Raw genomic sequence first — 17,096 nt, forward strand, 5'->3', positions numbered from 1 at the left:
TTGTGCTGATGGCACAATGCTTTCGACGGTTTTTGTTCAACGGACGGAAGCATTGTGGCGGCATACGGATCCCTGGTCTGGGTGGGACAAGCGCTCGCCCCCCGCGTCGACGCCATCACCGAAGACCTCATCCGGGTCACCGAGCAGATGATCCCGCTCAACGACGTCGCCGCCGACCTCGGCGAGATGCGGGCAGCCAGCATCGCGGAAAACATTGCCGCGGTGCAGTACGTCCTGGCCAACAGCATCGACCCCGCCAACGTGAGCCCACCCGCCGGAGCCGCCGCATACGCCCAGCGCCTGGCCAGACGCGGCGTGCCACTGACGATTCTGCTGCGCGCCTACGGACTGGGCCAGTACCGCATCCTCGACGCGGCGATCGGCCTGATCCTCGCCACCCCCGGCCCCGACCAACCCGCCCGGATCGCCGAACTCCTCAAATTCGCGGGGACCTACCTGGACCGGCTCAACTCGTCGATGGGCCGGATCTACGAGGCGGAACGGGATCGCTGGCTCAGCAGCCGCCAAGCCGCCCGGCAGCAGTGGATCGCGCGACTGCTCGACAACGACGATGTCGACGTCGCAGCCGCTGAGGAAGTACTGGACTACCGGCTCGACCAGTGCCATCACGCGGCCGAAGTGTGGTCGACGGTGACCGGCACCGACGCTGTGCGCGCGCTCGAGCAGGCCCGGCAACTGCTGTCCGCGGCGATGCGCACCGGCGGCACCGAATTGGTCGCAGCATCGGGGGACCGGGCGATGTGCCTCTGGTTTCCCACCGAGCAGGCATGCGCGCTCGACGAACTCACCGCGCAGCTCGAGGCCTCCGGACTACCTGTGCGCGTTGCGCTCGGCCCGGTCGGCGACGGACTGTCCGGATTCCGGCGCTCGGCCCGCAGCGCGGCACGAGCCAAGGCGCTGGTCGTCTCAGCAGGGGAGACCGCGCCCGCTGTCGTCGACTACACCGCGATCGCGCCGTTCGCGCTGCTGTCCGACGACCCCGACGAGCTGGCCGGCCTCGTCCACCGCGTCCTCGGTCCACTCGCCGTCGAGGGCGCCAAGACCGAACTCCTGCGGAACACCCTCGACGTCTTTCTCGCCGAAGCTGCCAGCTTCTCCCGCACCGCCCGCGTCCTCGGTGTCCACCGCAACACCGTCCAGTACCGCATCCAACAGGTCACCGGCCGCTACGGCATCGCGGTGGACACCGACACCTTCGAACTCCGTTTCGCCCTCGGCATCTGCCGCTGGTACCGACACGTCCTGACCCGGACAATCTGAGCCCGGACAGTTTGTGCGTCCCGCACAGCATCGATGACGGTCTGCTCCGTGACGGACGCCGCACGGGCCTTCTCACGTCACCTTGATGACGACCTTGCCCGAGGCGTGACCGTTCTCGACGGTGGCGAGGGCGGCCGTGGCATCGGAGAGCGGATGAACCGCGGTGATCACAGGTGCGAGGATTCCGTCCAGGGCCAGCCGGGCCGATCGCTCCAGGTTCTCGCGATCGAGACGACGTTCGATGAATCGCCCGCCGAGATCGGCTACGGACATATCACCCACGGCGATGACGTTGCGGGGGTCCCGAGCCAGCGCAGCGACCGTCCGCAGCGCGGTCCCGCCGACCAGGTCGACGATTCCGTCGACACCGCCCGGAGCGAGATCGCGCACCGCGGCGGCGACGTCTACGGCGGTGTAATCGATGAACCGCACCCCGATGACGTCGGCGTGCTCGCGTTTGGCGGCGCTCCCGGTGCCGAGCACCCTCAACTCGCGTGCGCGAGCCAGCCGGGCGACTGCGAGCCCGACTCCACCGCCGACCCCGTTGACCAGGATCGTGGCACCGGCCGCGAGACCGAGCTGGTCGAGCGCATCCACCGCGGTCGTCCCGGCCACCGGCAGCGTTGCCGCCACCGTCGCGGACAGACCGGCCGGGATGCGCGCGGTATTCGGCGCGGACAGCACCGTCGTCTCGGCGTAGGTGCCACCACCGGTGAGCGCGAAGCCGAAGACCGCGTCACCCACCTCGAGCCCGTCGACCTCCGCACCTAGGGCGAGCACGGTTCCCGCCGCCTCCATGCCGAGCACGAGCGGAAACGGACGGCCGCCGTCGAGCCCGGGGACCAGACCTGAGCGCAGCGCGTGATCGAGGGGATTCACACCGGCGACGTCGACCCGGATCAGCACCTCGCCGCGACCCGGCACAGGATCGGGGCGTTCGAAGAACTCCTGCACCTCGGGCCCGCCATACCTGCTGAAACCCCATGCTTGCCCCATTTTTCGCTGCCCTTCGTCCGGCCGACCCGGTGGTTCCGGGCACTACAGCAATCCTCACCCCTCACATCAATGTCAGAGGCAACCGGTCGAGAGGCAGGTCACAGCGGTCAGGCCGACCGAGCCGCTTGCTCCTGGTGCCGGGCATTGATCCTCATCAGCACATCGAGTGCTGCGCGGGTCTCGACCAGGTGCGCGATATCGGCGTCGATGCGCGCGCGCTCACGCGTCATCGTCTCGAACGCCTCCTCGACGACGGCCGGGTCACCGGGGGTCTCCACGCACGGCAGCACAGTCGCTATCACCCGGCTCGACATTCCCGCGTCGAACAGCTGCTGGATGAGCGACACGCGTTCGACCGCGGCATCGGAATAGTGGCGCTGCCCGGTGTCGGAGCGGGAGCTGGTCAGCAGACCCTGCTCCTCGTAGTACCGCAACGAGCGCGCACTCACGCCCGTGCGTTTGGACAGCTCACCGATCCGCATCCTGAAAGCCTACGTCCCGGCATGCCCCGGGTTCAGATCGCCGACGACGGAGTTCTGCGCTGGTTGGCGATGAAGCGCGCCTTCTTCTGACGGTTTCCGCACGTGTTCATGTCACACCATTTTCGGGTGCGACTCTGGCTGGTGTCGAAGAAGGCGGCTCGGCAGGTCGGCGACGCGCACAAGGCCAGTTTTCCGTCGCGTTCGCCTGCGATGATGCTGATCGCGTCGGCGGCGATGACGCCCAGGGCATCTTCCACGCAGCCGAGTTGCCAGTGCCGAGTGCGCTCAGGTGTCAAGACGGCCGACGCCCGGCCTCGAATGCTGCAGTCGTTGATGATTTGCACAGCAGACGCCGGGGGAGCGTCGTGGGTCGCGGCCGCTGTCACCGCGGTGTGAATGGATTCCCTGAGTTCCTGGGCATGTTCGAGCTGGGCGGGGGTGCAAGAGTCCACGGCGAGGCCGTTCACCGCCAGCCAGTCGATGAGTCGCTGCGGCGTGGGGATGCGCTCGACGCGGTCACCATGACGCTCTGTCAGGGTCGCCGTGAAGCTGGTCGCCAGCACACTCCCGAGGCGAAATTCAGGGAACTCGGCACGCATGGAACCACCTTAGCCGGTTGCCTGTGAGAGGGGAGAGGTGTTAGAACCATCTAAGACGGTTCTCGATATCCGTAGCCGGTTCCGCGATGTCAGGAGGTCTCATGCCCAGCGACGTACAACCATTCGAAGCCCACGCACCCGACGCCGACCTCGACGATCTGCGCGCACGCCTGGCCGCAGCCCGGCTACCGGAGCCCGAGACGGTCTACCGCGCAGCGCCCGACCCGCGCCGATGGGCGCAGGGCGTCCCGCTGGCCGACCTAGTCGACGTGGTGGACTACTGGCGTACCGAGTACAACTGGCGGTCGTTCGAAGAGCGCCTCAACCGGATCGGCCAGTACCGCACGATCATCGATGGTCTCGGAATCCACTTCCTGCACCGCCGATCCGCGCGCGCGGATGCCATTCCGCTGATCGTGACGCACGGCTGGCCGGGCAGCATCGCCGAGTTCATCGACGTAATAGACGAGCTGGCAGATCCGAAAGACCCAGCCGCACCCGCATTCCACGTAGTGGTCCCGTCACTGCCCGGCTTCGGTTACAGCGACAAGCCGACCACCACGGGGTGGGGGACCGAGAAGATCGCGGCCGCCTGGGTGGCGCTGATGGGAAGGCTCGGCTACCGCGAGTTCGCAGCCCACGGCGGCGACTGGGGAGGCAACATCACCACGGTGCTCGCCGGCAGATTCCCGGAGCACGTCCTCGGCATCCACACAACGTTCGCGGAAGGCCCGCCCGGACTGATCACAGCCGGACTCACAGCACTCGAGCGCAAGTGGACCGAGGAAACCCACGACTTCTGGCACCACCGAGCGGCATACGCGAAACAGCAGGCAACCAGACCGCAGACCATCGGCTACTCACTCGTCGACTCACCGGTCGGACTCCTCGCCTGGATCCTCGACAAGTTCGCCGAATGGTCGGACACCGAAGACAGCCCGTTCGAAAGAATCTCGAGAGACCGCATCCTCGACGACGTCACCCTGTATTGGCTGACCAGGTCCGGCTCCTCAGCGGCCCGCATCTACTACGAAAGCCACAACTCACTCGACCCCGAACTCCGAGTCGACGTGCCAACCGCAATCACCATGTACCCCCGCGACATCGAGAAGTGCCCCCGCCCTTGGGCGCAAGAGCGATACCGCCAGATCGTCCGCTGGAACGCGCCCGAAACCGGGGGACACTTCCCATCACTGGAGGTCCCTGAGTACTTCGTCAAGGACCTCCAGGAAGGCCTCTCAGCAGTCCTCGCAGGCGTAGAGTTGGTGACCCGAGGCAACAGGAGTTGACGATGTCCATACGCACCGGACCCATAGTCCGAACGGCCGCGATCGCTGTGGCAGTAGGTTCCGCCGTGCTCTTCGGCGCAGCTGGTCAAGCGTCCGCCGACGTCGAGCCCGGCGTCTACACGTCAACGACGTGGTCGGCCGGCATCGTGCTCCTGCAACGCGAAGGGCGCGTCGAAGGCGGGGACCTGGTCTTGATCGGGCGTTACCCGATCCATTCGACGCCCGACGGTGGTTACGTAGACCTGTTTCCCGGTCACCGAGTGGTGCTGATCAGCGACGGACAGGGCGGGTACAGGGGACCGGCGTATCTGGGTGGAGTGGAGATCGGCGCCATCACGCTCACGCCTCGCTGACCGATCGCAGGGTTACTTGACATAATGTGCATTATCGGCGTTTGAAGGCGGCCTGTCAGAAGGGGTTTCGCGGATGTTTGCAGTACATGCCGGGCTGCACTGCCTGCCTATTCCATTTGAACGGCGCCTCACTGAAGCCTCAACCATTTATGTCGAGCGAATGCTTCCGCCGCGTTATCGCGTGTCCAGCATGCGGGACGACAATTCGACGGAAATCTGGAAATTCTTGGGTTTTCCGATTGATGACCATTCGCGCTGAATGTGCCGATCACCGAATCTGGGTACTGTGACCTCGGCAATGTGAATCAGTCAGACGAAGGGTGACACTCCCCCTCCCCGCTTCCCCGCCCTCAATTCGTCACAGTGACGAAAGTATGGAATGTGCCTGGGTGGAGAATCTCGTTGTATTTTTGACGACAGGTCGCCGGTGGGTCCAGAATGAACTAAGCAAGCGCTTATTTCACCTACCTGAGAACGGATGCACCGTGACCGACGACGTACTCTGCAAGCGCGATCTCGAATTCCTGCTCTACGAGTGGCTCGATATCGGCGCGCTGACCAGCCGTGAACGGTTCGCGGAGCATTCGCGGGAGACGTTCGACGCGGTGCTGGAGCTGAGCGCCGACATCGCGATCAAGGAGTTCGCCCCGCACAACAAGAAGGCTGACCAGAACCAGCCGGTGATGCGTCCCGACGGCACCGTGGAGATGATCGACGAGGTCGGCCACGCCCTGGAGATCTTCGCCAAAGCCGGGCTGATGTCCGGTCAGTTCGACGAGGAACTCGGGGGCATGCAACTGCCTGCGACGATCGCGCGCGTCGCGATGGCCTGGCTGCAAGCCGCCAATGCCAGCACCGCCTCCTACCCGTTGCTCACCATGGCCAATGCCAATCTCCTCGCCGAGTACGGCACCGCGAGCCAGATCGACGAGTACGTGCGGCCGATGCTCGAGGGACGTTATTTCGGGACGATGTGTCTGTCGGAACCGCAGGCAGGCTCCTCGCTGGCCGACATCACCACCCGTGCCATCCGCCAGGACGACGGAACCTATCGCGTGGCCGGGACCAAGATGTGGATCTCGGGTGGCGATCACGAACTTTCCGACAACATCGTGCATCTCGTGCTGGCGAAAACCCCCGATGGTCCGCCCGGGATCAAGGGCATTTCGCTGTTCATCGTGCCGAAGTACCTGCCCGAAGCGAACGGCTCGAGCAGGGAACGCAATGACGTGACGCTGATCGGCCTCAATCACAAGATGGGCAACCGCGGCACCGCCAACACCCACCTCGCCTTCGGTGACGGCACCCATTCGCCCCGTGGCAAGGCCGGTGCGGTCGGGTTCCTCGTCGGGGCGGAGGGGCGTGGTCTGTCCTACATGTTCCACATGATGAACGAGGCCAGGGTCGGTGTCGGGATGCTGGCGACGGTGCTCGGCTACACGGGTTACCGCAAGTCCCTCGCCTACGCGAAGGTGCGCGCGCAGGGTCGGCCACTCGGGGTCAAAGATCCGCTGTCACCGCCTGTTCCGATCATCGAGCATCCCGATGTGCGGCGGATGCTGCTGGCTCAGAAGTCCTATGTCGAGGGCGCGATGGCATTGAACCTGTACTGCGCGCGGCTGGTCGACGACGCTGCTACCGCGCCGGAGTCCGACGCACGCGCCGCTGCCGCGTTGCTGCTCGACGTGCTGACCCCGATCGCCAAGAGCTGGCCGTCGCAGTGGTGCCTGGAAGCGAACAGCCTCGCGATCCAGGTGCACGGCGGCTATGGCTACACCACCGACTACGACGTCGAACAGCACTACCGCGACAACCGCCTCAACCCCATCCACGAGGGCACCCATGGTGTGCAGGGCTTGGATCTGCTCGGTCGCAAGGTAGTGATGCAGGGCGGTGCCGGAATGGTACTGCTGGGCGCGGAAATCGAGAAGACCATCGGTCGTGCGAGCGAGCTGGGCGGACAGGCCGCGGCTCAGGCCGAGCAGCTCGGTGCCGCGTGGACCCAGGTCGTCGATACCACGATGCGGTTGTGGTCCACCGGCGACCCTGCGGTCGCGCTCGCCAATTCGTCGCTCTACCTGGAGTCCTTCGGCCATGTCGTGATCGCGTGGATCTGGCTCGAGCAGCTCGTGGCCGCGGGCGACCGGGAAGGCTCGTTCTACGACGGCAAACGCGCCGCCGCGCGCTTCTTCTACACGTTCGAACTGCCCAAGGTCGCGCAGCAGCTCACCACTCTCGCGAGCCTGGACACCCTCCTGCTGGACACCGACCCGAACTGCCTCTGAACCGACCGGTGCCCCCGACAACGTTGTCGGGGGCACCGGGGTGAGTCAGGCGGGAATGGGTGTGAGGCGCCGGGATTCAGTTGCCTTTTCGGAACTGGTTTCGGGGGCCTCGTCAGCGTCGGCGGTGAGGTACTTGTCCGGCAACGACAGCTTCGCGATGGTGCGCAGGGTCAACCCGTACTGGCGGACGAGACTTCCCGTCGTGTACGGAAGACGGTATTCGGCGGCGAGTTTGCGCACCTCACGCTGAATTTCCGGGAGCCGGTTGCTCGGCAGGTCCGGGAACAGGTGGTGTTCGATCTGGTGGCTGAGGGTGCCGGTCATGATGCGCATCAGCGGACCGACGTCGATGTTGGCGCTGCCCAGGTACTGGCGCAGATACCATTCGCCGCGAGTCTCGCCCTCGATATCGCGCTTGGTGAACTTCTCCGCGCCGTCGGGGAAATGTCCGCAGAAGGTGACGATCTGCTCCCAGACGTTCTTGGTCAGGTTGGCGGTGATGTTGGCGCGGATCGTCGATTTCCAGTTGCGCCCGGTCAGCGCGGGGAAGATGACGTAGTCCTTGAGCAGCTGTTTTCCTGCCTTGTGGACGATCTCGTCGCGGGCTTTCAGGAAGCTCTTCTTGTCCTTCTTGCCGGCCAGGACGCGCGGAATTTCCAAGTGGTACACGCACATTCCCAGCTCGTAGAGCAGCGACACCGGGATGAGGTAGACGAAGTTGCCGAGGTGGTAGGGACGCCAGCGGCGGTCGCGGGTGATGCGCAGCAGTCCGTAGCCCTCGTCGGGGTCCATGCCGAGCACGTTGGTGAAAATGTGATGGCGGTAGTTGTGCGCTTCTTTCCAGTGCGCGGCGGGCATGGAATGGTCCCATTCCCAGGTGGTGGAGTGGATTTCCGGATCGTTCATCCAGTCCCACTGGCCGTGCATGACGTTGTGCCCGATCTCCATGTTCTCGAGCACCTTGGACAGGGTGAGCAGCCCTGTCCCCCACCACCAACTACGTTTGCGACCCGAGTCGAGCAGCACCAGCCGGGCGGCGATCTCGCAGGCCCGCTGCACACCGATGACGGTCTTGATGTATTTCGCGTCGCGCTCGCCCAAGCTGGATTCGATCTGCTCGCGCAGTGCGTCCAGTCGCTGCCCGAACTCTTCGATGTCGGTCGGCGAGAGGTGCGTGTACGCCTCGACGTCAGATATAGCCATTCGCTGTCTTCAACCCCTGTTCTGGTGCCGCCGCGCCGGGCGGTCCAGGTGAGAGTACGAACTCGGGGGCTGTTTCGGACCGGAAGTAAGTAATTAAGGAGACGTAACAGACTGATGGACCGGATTTGGTGTCATCGACTGTCGTCGGTGGCGGATCCGTAGATCTTCTCGACGTCGTCGGCGTACTTCCGCATGACCTCTGCGCGCTTGAGCGACATCTTCGGCGTCAGTTCGCCGGTCGTCTCGGTCCAGTCGACGGGCAGAATGCGGATCTTCTTGATCGCCTCGGCCTTGGACACGTTCTTATTGGTGTCGGCTATCGCCGCATCGATCTCGGCGGTGAGATCCGGGTTCGCGATCAAAGCTTCGGTGGTGGTGTCGGCGGGTAAGTTGTGGCTCTTCTTCCACGCGGGGAGCGCTTCGGGGTCGAGGGTGATCAGGGCGCCGACGAACGGGCGACCGTCACCGACCACCATCGCCTGGCTGATCAGCGGGTGGGCGCGCAGTGAGTCTTCCAGCAATCCGGGCGAGACGTTCTTTCCGCCTGCGGTGACGAGGATTTCCTTCTTGCGGCCGGTGATGGTGAGGTAGCCGTCGCGGTCGATGGTGCCGAGGTCGCCGGTGCGGAACCAGCCGTCGTCGAAGGCGTCGGCGGTGGCTTCGGGGTTGCCCCAGTACTCGTCGAAGACGACCGGACCGCGCAGCAGGAGTTCGCCGTCGGCGGCGATCTTGACGCCGTGGCCCTCGGTCGGGCGGCCGACGGTGCCGACGCGAGTGTTGGCGGGGGTGTTCACGGTAATGGCGGCCGTGGTTTCGGTGAGGCCGTAGCCCTCGTAGATGGGGATGCCGACGCCGCGGAAGAAGTGTCCGAGTCGGGCACCGAGGGGTCCGCCGCCGGAGACCGCCGCACCGCACTGTCCGCCGAGTGCGAGGCGGAGTTTGCGGTAGACGAGCTTGTCGAACAGGGTGTGCTTCAGCCGCAGAAGCACACCGGGGCCGCCGGTATCCAGGGATTCGCTCCAGGCGACTGCCGTCTCGGTGGCCAGGTCGAAGATCTTGCCCTTGCCGTCGGCGTGCGACTTCTGCTTCGCACCGTGGAAGACCTTCTCGAACACCCGCGGCACCGCGAGGATGAAGTCCGGGCGGAAGCTGCCGAACTGCTCGACCAGCGTGGACCAGTCGGAACTGAACGCGACGACCACTTTCGCATCGAGTCCTGCCAGCGTCACGGCACGCGCGAAAACGTGGGCGAGCGGCAGGAACATCAGCGTCTTGTTGCCTTCGCAGACGAACGCGCTCAGAGCGATACGGTCGGCTTTCGACTCGGCCCAGAGGTTGGCGTGCGTGAGGATCACGCCCTTGGGGCGGCCGGTGGTGCCGGAGGTGTAGATCAGGGTGGCGGGCGAGGACGCTCCGACCTGGGCGCGGCGGGTGTGGACGGCCTGGTCGTCGAGGTGGGCGCCGCGACCGGTCAGTTCGTCGACGAGGCCGTGGTCGATCTGCAGGGTTTCACGCAGCGCGGGCAGGGCGGCGGGGTCGATCTGCTCGATGACGTTGCGGTGTTTGTCGCTGTCGACGATGAGCAGTTTCGTCGCGGAATCCTGCAGGATCCACTTCGCCTGTTCGGCGGCGGAGCTGTCGTAGATGGCGACCGTGCAGCCGCCGGTGGCCCAGATCGCGTGGTCGAGTACGACCCATTCGTACCGGGTGGGGGCCATGATCGCGACGCGGTCGCCGTGTTCGATACCGGTGGCGATGAGTCCTTTCGCCACATCGGTGACCGTTCGGGCGAATTGGGCGGCGGTGACGTCGACGAGTTCGCCGCTGCCGTCGGTGACGTTGAACAGCACCGCGTGCGGTGACTGTTCGGCGTGGCGGAACACGCTGTCGGAGTTGTTCGCGTGCTCGGGAATCAGGTAGGAAGCCGGGGCTTCGAACTCCTCCATTACGGGGCCCTCCAAGGGGTTACTGCGCGGGCGCGAGGCGATGCAGCCCGCGCAGGTCGTAGGTGTTGGTCGCGACGGCACCGAGGACCAGGCCGATCGTCAGGCCGGCGAGGGTCATCCAGAGTCCCTGCGCCATACCGGCTTCCATGTGTCCGTCGAAGAACAGGATGGCGCGCACGGCCAGGTAGATCTGGTGCATGGGTTCGAAGGTGGCCATGTCGGCGATCCAGCGCGGGGTCGCTTCCAGGGGGATGGTGCCCGAGGACGACGGGATGCCGAGCACCACGAACACGATGAGGTTGATCATCAACCCCGCCGTGCCGAACGCGGCCATGACGGACAGGCCGGTGATGGCGATGGCGGCGATGGCCAGTGCGCCGTAGAGGAACAGCAGCAGCGGCCGTTCGAGCGACATGTTCAGCAGAGCGCCGATGCCGAGGAATACCGCCGAGGCGATCGGTGCGCTGATCGCGGCGATCCCCCATTTGATGAGCAGGGTGCGCCAGCGGCTGATCGGGGCGCGCGTGGCCGGTTTGTGCCAGGGGCCGTATTCGGCGGGGACGAAGCCGAGCGAGGCGTCGACCAGCGAGTTGATCATCATGGCGCCGCTGAAACCGACGATCAGCAGGACCAGGGTGTAGAAGAACGCCGCCAGGCCTTGGCCGGTGCCTTCGGGGAGCGGGTGATACGGCGTGACGACGACGTCGATCGGTGTGCTGAGCTGCAGTTGGGCGGCGCCGCTGAGCGGGGTGGTGCCGATCGCGCTCTTGACCTGGTCGGCGAGCTGGGCGCCGACGGTGGTGTTCACCTGGGTCATGGCCTGGTCGGCGATGGTTTGCATGATCTGTGCGGCGAGGGTTCCGGCGCGCGGGTTGGTGAGCACGGAGATGATCGGCTGTTCGATCTCGCCGGGGACGACGGAGGCGGTGCCGAGGATGGCGACGCGCTTGGTGAAGTCGCCGGGGATGACGATGGCGCCGTAGACCTCGCCGTTGCGCAGTTGTCGTTGGGCTTCGTTGATGCCGACTTCGCGCAGGTCGATCTTGTCGGCGGGGATGTTCTCGCGCAGCGCCGTGGTGATCTGTTCGCCGATGTCGGCGGGTTTGCCTGCGACGGTGTCGCCGACGTCCTGGTTGACCAGCGCGATCGGGAAATCGTGCAGGTGTTTCTCTGGGTCGGCGGTGTAGCCGAGGTACATGGTGCCCAGCAGCGCCGCGAGGATGGTGACCAGGGTGATCGGGGCCAGCCATTCGCGGATCGGCATGCTGCGCTGGTGGGGCGGCGCGGTGTTGTCAGTCATGGCCTTCGTCAATGTAGTCAGTGACTACAAAGTAGTCAACGCAAACATTTGGCTGGGTGTCGGATATCCTGCTCGTACCATGTCGCTGCACACCCCGTACCACCACGGAGACCTCCGCGCCGCGCTGCTGACGCGCGCCGAGGCGACATTGCGCGAAGCGGGCGTCGACGGGCTTTCGCTACGTCAGCTGGCCCGCGACACCGGGGTCAGCCATGCGGCCCCGAGTCGACATTTCCGCGACAAGCAGGCACTGCTCGACGCGCTGGCCGTCACCGGATTGCACCGTCTCGGCGCCTGTTTCGAGCAGGCGGTGATCGAAGGACCGATCACGACACGCCTGCAGACGGTCGCCTACGCCTACCTGCGATTCGCCGTCGACAATGCCGAACTCCTGCCGCTGATGTTCGCGCGCAGGCACAACCCCACCTCCGCCGACGTGCAGCAAGCCGTCGACCGCGCGTTCGCGGTCCCCATAGCGCTCATCGCCGAGGGCCAAGCCGCGGGCGAGATCGTCGCAGGCGATCCGCGACGCCTCGGGCTGTCCGCCTTGGCGGCCCTGCAGGGTTTGGCCACCTTCATCGGCTCCGGCTACACCGCCGACTTCGACTCCGAACAACTACTCGATGATCTGGTGAGCCACCTGACCCTTGGCCTACTCCCCCGGTCGAGCTGACCGATCATGTCGATGCGATTCGGTGCTTTCCACAATCGCGCGACGATTCTTCAGTGAGATATCCAGTCGAGGTTTCGACCTGCGCGAGCATCCGGCGCTGCGGTGGCGGAAGTACCTGTGGTGCAGTATGTTTCGCTTCGCCCACGAGGCCAGGGGGAATATCGCTTCGCGACCTTTCTCGCCTGTCTATTGCCTGTGGGCGGCTCTGTTCCGAACGAAGATAGGTTTCACTGACAATGACCACCACCCTCACCCAGTCTCCGGTTCTCAAGCGCAATCCGGTGCTGGTGTGGATCGTATTTCCGATCATCACGCTCGGGATCTACTTCTTCGTCTGGTACTACAAGATCCACAAGGAGATGGCCGAACAGCGGCGCGATCCCGAGGCGCCGGTCGCGGGCCCGCTGCTGGTGATGATCTTCCTCGGCTGGACCGGCATCGCCGCGCTCATCAGTTTCTGGCGGACCGGTAGCCGCATCCGCGCGACGCAGGAGAACGCCGGCCTGGAACCGTCGTGCAGCCCCGGCATCGCGTTCCTGCTGAATTTCGTCCTCGGCCTCGGCATCCTGTACTACCAGGTCGAGCTGAACAAGATCGCCGCGCTCGACAACCAGTAGCAGCGAACGGCGCCCGGATTCAGTTGGGTCCCGCGAGGATCACCGGGCGCCCGTAGCGTGGTTGGGTCGGGCGGTTGCTGTGGGGGAACAGTGCGCGGTAATTGTCGACGTCGGTGACGGACACCGGGGCCGAGTGGCGGAACACAATCCACTCGACGCCCTCGGTGCAGGGCGGTGTCGTCAGCGAGCCCTGATAGCGGAATTGGGCGAGGTCGGTCGGCACGAATCCGCGGGGGTCGACGGCGGTGACTGCTTCGGTGCGGCCGGGATGGGTCGGCGACGCGGTGAGCACTCGGCTCAGCGGCGACGGCTCTTTGTCTGCGCGCAGCAGGACCGCGAGAACGGCGAGGCGGCCAGACGCGGCGGCGTGGACGAGGTGTAGCTCCATGGCGGTCTCGGTGCCGTCGACGGTGTGCTCGCTCGGCAGGTGGAAGTGGAACTGTGTCAGGGTGAATCGGGTGCGGTCGACAACGATGGCATTGCCGGACTCGGCCGGGACACTCGCCTGGATGGTGTGACCGTTGTTGAGCAGTGACACTGCCGGGACGGGGCGGTAGTCGACCTCGATGTGGTCGGTGGGGTGAATTTCGGTGGGGCCGTCCAGGGCGATCGGCGATTGGGCGTGACCGGCCCGGCAGGTCGCGTAACCGCGGTCGAGGTCGGCCCAGTGATCGGGACCTTCGGCGTCGTAATCCCAGTGCGGTTCACCGGCCACCACCGATCCCCCACAGCCGGCCGCCGCGAGCAGTGCCAGCGCGACGAGGGCGCTGCGCCGGTTCACGACGGATCGAACAGGGCTTGCACTACGACGAACCGACACCGGCACAGCTCCTTACCAGGGTTCTGCCGTCAGCCCGGTGTCTCCGGGACGGCAGGGCACGCAATCAGCGAATCGCCCCCTCGCATGGTGTCCGATTTGTACCGAATATCCTTCTAGTGCAATCGATTTCGCGAGTGCGCGAAGACCCAGGCTATGCCGATGCTCACTACACAGGCCAGAGCCGAAGGCGGCGAGATAGGTCACACCCGGCCCGCTCTCGCACCTAAGGTCGGATCATGATCGACATCCCGGAAGCGTTCGCCCACGAGACAATCAGTCGCGAGCGCGAGCCCGGTCAGCAGTGGCTCACCGCGCTTCCCGGCTTGGCCGATGAACTGCTGCAACGTTGGTCGTGTGTCCCAGATGGGCCGATCATGCACGGCTGTATCGGGGTGGTGATCCCGGTGCGGCGCCGCGACCTACCGCCCGCGGTCATCAAGATCTCATTTCCACACCCCGGCAATGTGTTCGAGCCCGACGCCTTCGTAGCCTGGAACGGACAAGGTGCGGTGCGGCTGTTCGAACGCGACGACGAGCGGTACGCGATGCTGCTCGAACGCACAGACGGCGCCACTCTCGCCGATGTCACCGATGTCACCGATTTCGACGAGGCCGTCGGCATACTCGGCCGACTGTCACACCGACTGGCCGTCGACGCCCCGGCCGGGCTACCCCGGCTGAGCGACATCGTCGCCGACTGGACCGACGAGATCCGCACGACCGCAGCCGAACTGGGCAACCCACTCCCCCGCCGCAGCCTGGATATTGCCGCCGAGACCTTGCGCGACCTCGGCCCCGATCAGCCCGAGACCCTCGTGCACGGCGACCTCCACGACGCGAATGTCCTGCGCGGCGATCGTGAGCCCTGGCTCGCGATCGACCCCAAGGGGTACGTCGGCGACCCCGCCTACGACACGATCACCGTCATTCGCAGCCTCCGTTTCGCGCCGCTGCTGTTCGCGTCCGACCCGGCCACCGACATCCATCGCGGACTCGATCTGTTTTGCGAGGCAGCCGAAATCGACCGCGAGCGTGCGCGGCGGTGGGCGCAGGTGCGGGCGGTCAAGGCCGCGCTCTGGGGTCGTCGGCACGGTGACCCCGACTGGTTGATCCGGGCGACCGACCAGCTGGCCGAGATGCTTTTCTGAAGTAGTCGCTCACTTTTCTTGTCGGTCGTGACCGACTCGGTGACTTCCCGCCCATGTTGGGGGCGAACTCGGCTAGCGTGCGAACGATCGTGGTGTTCCCGCCGCTCTTCGGCTTCTTGTGCCGGTCGAATCTCATCCCCCTCTAGTGAGGTGCCCAGTGCAGGCCCTGCATCGAATTGTTCTACCCCTCGCGACATCGGCGTTCATCGCCGCTGCCGTCGTCGTCGCGCCGACCGCGCAGGCCGCGGGTAATTGTGGCGGCGCGGGTCAGGCTGCGGTGCAGGTCGCCGCTGCGCCGGGTGTCGTGGAAGGGCTCACGGTCGACGCCAAGGGCCGTGCGTACACCACCGATCTCGTGACCGGGCGCGTGTATCGGATCGACGCTCCCGGCTCCCGTGCCGTGGTCGTCGCGACCGTGCCCAGCGGTGGCGCCGGTGCGCTCGCTTGGACGCGCGACGACAAGCTCCTCGTCGGTTACGGAGCCGATGCCCGGGTCGTGGTCGGTGACTTGGTGCGCCAGGCAGGCATCGTGCAGGTCGATCCCGACACCGGCGCGGTGACCCCGTTCGCCACCGGACTCAGCGCCGCCAACGGCATGGACGTTGCCGCCGACGGCACCGTCTACGCCACGAACGACTTCGGCAATCTCGTCGGCCGAATCGGTGCCGACGGCGCGGTCCGAGCTGACTGGGCGCGGTTCCCCAGCGCCAACGGTGCCGTACTCGGCGCGGACGACGAATACCTCTATGTCTCACGCACTTTCGTCAACCCCGGGGTCAGCCGGATTCCCATCGCCACACCCGGCGCACCACAATCACTCCTGAATCTCGACGCCACGGCCACCCCCGACGGCCTGACGCTGGACTCGATGAACCGCCCGGTCGTCCCCCTCAACCTCTCGGGCCGCATCATCCGCGTCGACGCACCCAACCAGTACTGCGTCCTCGGCACCTCAGGCCCCCTGACCAGCGTCGTCACCTACGGCCGCGGTACCGCCGGTTTCTCCGCCGGACGACTGTTCGCCGCCACCTTCACCGGCGCCATCTACGAAGTCCCCGGCGCCTTCGACCCGAACGCCCTCACCGCCACCCCTTGACCCATCGTGCCGCTCAGGAGGCGTTGTCGGGACGGCGAGTCGTCGTCGACGTCGGCGCTCAGAAGATCGGGCTCTCGGTGGTGTAGAGGAAGCGGGTCCGGGAGCGGTCGAGAAACTTCTCCTCGTCCGCGGCGATGGTCGTGGCGTAGGTCTCGGAGCTGAACCAGCGGGCGGCGTCGGCGATGTCGTCGACCCACAGCTCGGCGACACCGTCGTAGGCGGCGGTGTCGATGCCGGGGATCTCGTCATCGGTGGGCAGGAGCTGGACGTAGCGCCGGACCGGAACCTCTCCCCCGGGCAGGCCCGCGACCATCGGGGTGTGCTTCTGCGTCCAGTAGTCCACGAACTCCTCGTGGGTGAGGTCTGCACGTCGGGTCAGGAAGACGCTGAGCTTGATCATCGAGGACTCCTAGGGGTTTGATTTTCACTTGCCTGGGCAACTCGAATGATAGGCCGAATAACTTGCCTAGGCAACTATTATTTATTGCCTAGGCAAGTAAAGTGGACTGCAGGGACGAACCGACTTCTACTGCAATGCGCCGAACCGGAATCAGTGCGCGACTCTGTTTTCCTCGTGTGCTGCCGCTCAGGAGGGGTTGTCGGGCCAGTTCTTTTCCAGCCACTGGTCCGGTTTGGGGTGGGGTACGAAACCGTAGGGGCGGTAGAGCGCGTGGGCGTCGGCGGTTGCCAGGAGCATGCGGCGTAGGCCCCAGGTGTCGGCATCGGCCATGATGCGGTCGAGGAGGAGTTTTCCGATGCCTTTGCCGCGGTGGAGTCGGTCGACGTAGACGTCGGAGAGCCAGGCGAAGGTGGTGCGGTCGGTGATCAGGCGGGCGAACGCGATCTGGGTGCCGTCGTCGAACACGCTGTAGGGCAGGGAGTTCTCCACCAGGCGTTCGATGCGTTCGCGGCTGCGGCCCAGCGCCCAGTAGGCGTCGGTGGACAGGCGGTGGTGGAGCCAGTCGAGGTCGACGGCGCCAGGATCGGTGGAGATCTCGAGCATCGGTC

17 protein-coding genes are annotated in these 17,096 nt (G+C 65.6%); 8 read left to right on the top strand and 9 right to left on the bottom strand.

The window, feature by feature from the left end; translation table 11 throughout:
• Positions 1 to 54: 54 nt before the first annotated feature.
• A complete protein-coding gene (locus tag ACFW6D_RS00705; protein WP_379323341.1) occupies positions 55 to 1,281 on the top strand; it encodes a PucR family transcriptional regulator in 1,227 nt (408 codons plus the stop codon).
• Between the two features lie 72 nt (positions 1,282 to 1,353).
• Here ACFW6D_RS00705 and ACFW6D_RS00710 read toward each other — a convergent pair whose 3' ends face one another.
• The 3 genes from ACFW6D_RS00710 to ACFW6D_RS00720 all read right to left on the bottom strand — a co-directional run bounded on the left by ACFW6D_RS00710 (position 1,354) and on the right by ACFW6D_RS00720 (position 3,358).
• Complete coding sequence (locus ACFW6D_RS00710) at positions 1,354 to 2,277, bottom strand: NADP-dependent oxidoreductase (protein ID WP_379323343.1); 924 nt, start codon at positions 2,275 to 2,277, stop codon at positions 1,354 to 1,356.
• Positions 2,278 to 2,384: 107 nt separating this feature from the next.
• Positions 2,385 to 2,759 carry a MerR family transcriptional regulator gene (locus tag ACFW6D_RS00715; RefSeq protein WP_379323345.1) on the bottom strand — a complete coding sequence of 125 codons (375 nt, stop codon included), beginning with the start codon at positions 2,757 to 2,759 and terminating at the stop codon, positions 2,385 to 2,387.
• A gap of 32 nt (positions 2,760 to 2,791) precedes the next feature.
• Positions 2,792 to 3,358: a CGNR zinc finger domain-containing protein gene (locus tag ACFW6D_RS00720; RefSeq protein WP_379323347.1), complete on the bottom strand. Its 567-nt coding sequence runs from the start codon at positions 3,356 to 3,358 to the stop codon at positions 2,792 to 2,794.
• Between the two features lie 101 nt (positions 3,359 to 3,459).
• Between ACFW6D_RS00720 and ACFW6D_RS00725 the strand changes: the two genes are divergently transcribed.
• From ACFW6D_RS00725 to ACFW6D_RS00735, 3 genes are all read left to right on the top strand, one after another.
• Complete coding sequence (locus ACFW6D_RS00725; protein WP_379323349.1) at positions 3,460 to 4,647, top strand: epoxide hydrolase family protein; 1,188 nt, start codon at positions 3,460 to 3,462, stop codon at positions 4,645 to 4,647.
• A 2-nt stretch (positions 4,648 to 4,649) separates the two neighbouring features.
• A complete protein-coding gene (locus tag ACFW6D_RS00730) occupies positions 4,650 to 5,000 on the top strand; it encodes a hypothetical protein (RefSeq protein ID WP_379323351.1) in 351 nt (116 codons plus the stop codon).
• Positions 5,001 to 5,485: 485 nt separating this feature from the next.
• Positions 5,486 to 7,285 (top strand): acyl-CoA dehydrogenase, encoded by a 1,800-nt coding sequence (locus ACFW6D_RS00735; RefSeq protein ID WP_379323353.1) that lies wholly within the window; start codon positions 5,486 to 5,488, stop codon positions 7,283 to 7,285.
• Between the two features lie 45 nt (positions 7,286 to 7,330).
• On the opposite strand, the gene ACFW6D_RS00740 is transcribed toward ACFW6D_RS00735, so the two are convergent.
• The 3 genes from ACFW6D_RS00740 to ACFW6D_RS00750 form a co-directional block, all read right to left on the bottom strand.
• Complete coding sequence (locus ACFW6D_RS00740; RefSeq protein WP_379323355.1) at positions 7,331 to 8,488, bottom strand: fatty acid desaturase family protein; 1,158 nt, start codon at positions 8,486 to 8,488, stop codon at positions 7,331 to 7,333.
• Between the two features lie 131 nt (positions 8,489 to 8,619).
• The gene (locus tag ACFW6D_RS00745) at positions 8,620 to 10,434 is read right to left on the bottom strand and encodes an AMP-dependent synthetase/ligase (RefSeq protein WP_379323357.1); all 1,815 of its coding nucleotides are present in this window, start codon (positions 10,432 to 10,434) and stop codon (positions 8,620 to 8,622) included.
• A 19-nt stretch (positions 10,435 to 10,453) separates the two neighbouring features.
• Positions 10,454 to 11,734 carry a YhgE/Pip domain-containing protein gene (locus ACFW6D_RS00750; protein WP_379323359.1) on the bottom strand — a complete coding sequence of 427 codons (1,281 nt, stop codon included), beginning with the start codon at positions 11,732 to 11,734 and terminating at the stop codon, positions 10,454 to 10,456.
• Between the two features lie 79 nt (positions 11,735 to 11,813).
• Here ACFW6D_RS00750 and ACFW6D_RS00755 point away from each other — a divergent pair, with 79 nt between their 5' ends.
• Together ACFW6D_RS00755 and ACFW6D_RS00760 are read left to right on the top strand one after the other, a co-directional pair.
• Positions 11,814 to 12,407, top strand: a complete 594-nt coding sequence (locus tag ACFW6D_RS00755; RefSeq protein WP_379323360.1) for a TetR/AcrR family transcriptional regulator — start codon at positions 11,814 to 11,816, stop codon at positions 12,405 to 12,407.
• Positions 12,408 to 12,643: 236 nt separating this feature from the next.
• Positions 12,644 to 13,024 (top strand): DUF4234 domain-containing protein, encoded by a 381-nt coding sequence (locus ACFW6D_RS00760; RefSeq protein WP_379323362.1) that lies wholly within the window; start codon positions 12,644 to 12,646, stop codon positions 13,022 to 13,024.
• A 19-nt stretch (positions 13,025 to 13,043) separates the two neighbouring features.
• Here ACFW6D_RS00760 and ACFW6D_RS00765 read toward each other — a convergent pair whose 3' ends face one another.
• Positions 13,044 to 13,844 carry a carbonic anhydrase gene (locus tag ACFW6D_RS00765; RefSeq protein ID WP_379323364.1) on the bottom strand — a complete coding sequence of 267 codons (801 nt, stop codon included), beginning with the start codon at positions 13,842 to 13,844 and terminating at the stop codon, positions 13,044 to 13,046.
• Positions 13,845 to 14,080: 236 nt separating this feature from the next.
• Here ACFW6D_RS00765 and ACFW6D_RS00770 point away from each other — a divergent pair, with 236 nt between their 5' ends.
• Both ACFW6D_RS00770 and ACFW6D_RS00775 read left to right on the top strand, forming a co-directional pair.
• Positions 14,081 to 14,992: an aminoglycoside phosphotransferase family protein gene (locus ACFW6D_RS00770; RefSeq protein WP_379323366.1), complete on the top strand. Its 912-nt coding sequence runs from the start codon at positions 14,081 to 14,083 to the stop codon at positions 14,990 to 14,992.
• Between the two features lie 166 nt (positions 14,993 to 15,158).
• Positions 15,159 to 16,088: an SMP-30/gluconolactonase/LRE family protein gene (locus ACFW6D_RS00775; protein WP_379324205.1), complete on the top strand. Its 930-nt coding sequence runs from the start codon at positions 15,159 to 15,161 to the stop codon at positions 16,086 to 16,088.
• A 58-nt stretch (positions 16,089 to 16,146) separates the two neighbouring features.
• Here ACFW6D_RS00775 and ACFW6D_RS00780 read toward each other — a convergent pair whose 3' ends face one another.
• Both ACFW6D_RS00780 and ACFW6D_RS00785 read right to left on the bottom strand, forming a co-directional pair.
• On the bottom strand, positions 16,147 to 16,488 hold the full coding sequence (locus tag ACFW6D_RS00780) for an EthD domain-containing protein (protein ID WP_379323368.1): 342 nt from the start codon (positions 16,486 to 16,488) through the stop codon (positions 16,147 to 16,149).
• Positions 16,489 to 16,674: 186 nt separating this feature from the next.
• Positions 16,675 to 17,091: a GNAT family N-acetyltransferase gene (locus tag ACFW6D_RS00785; protein WP_379323370.1), complete on the bottom strand. Its 417-nt coding sequence runs from the start codon at positions 17,089 to 17,091 to the stop codon at positions 16,675 to 16,677.
• Positions 17,092 to 17,096: the final 5 nt, after the last annotated feature.

It is taken from the genome of Nocardia sp. NPDC058705 (assembly GCF_042749305.1).
Lineage (GTDB): Bacteria > Actinomycetota > Actinomycetes > Mycobacteriales > Mycobacteriaceae > Nocardia.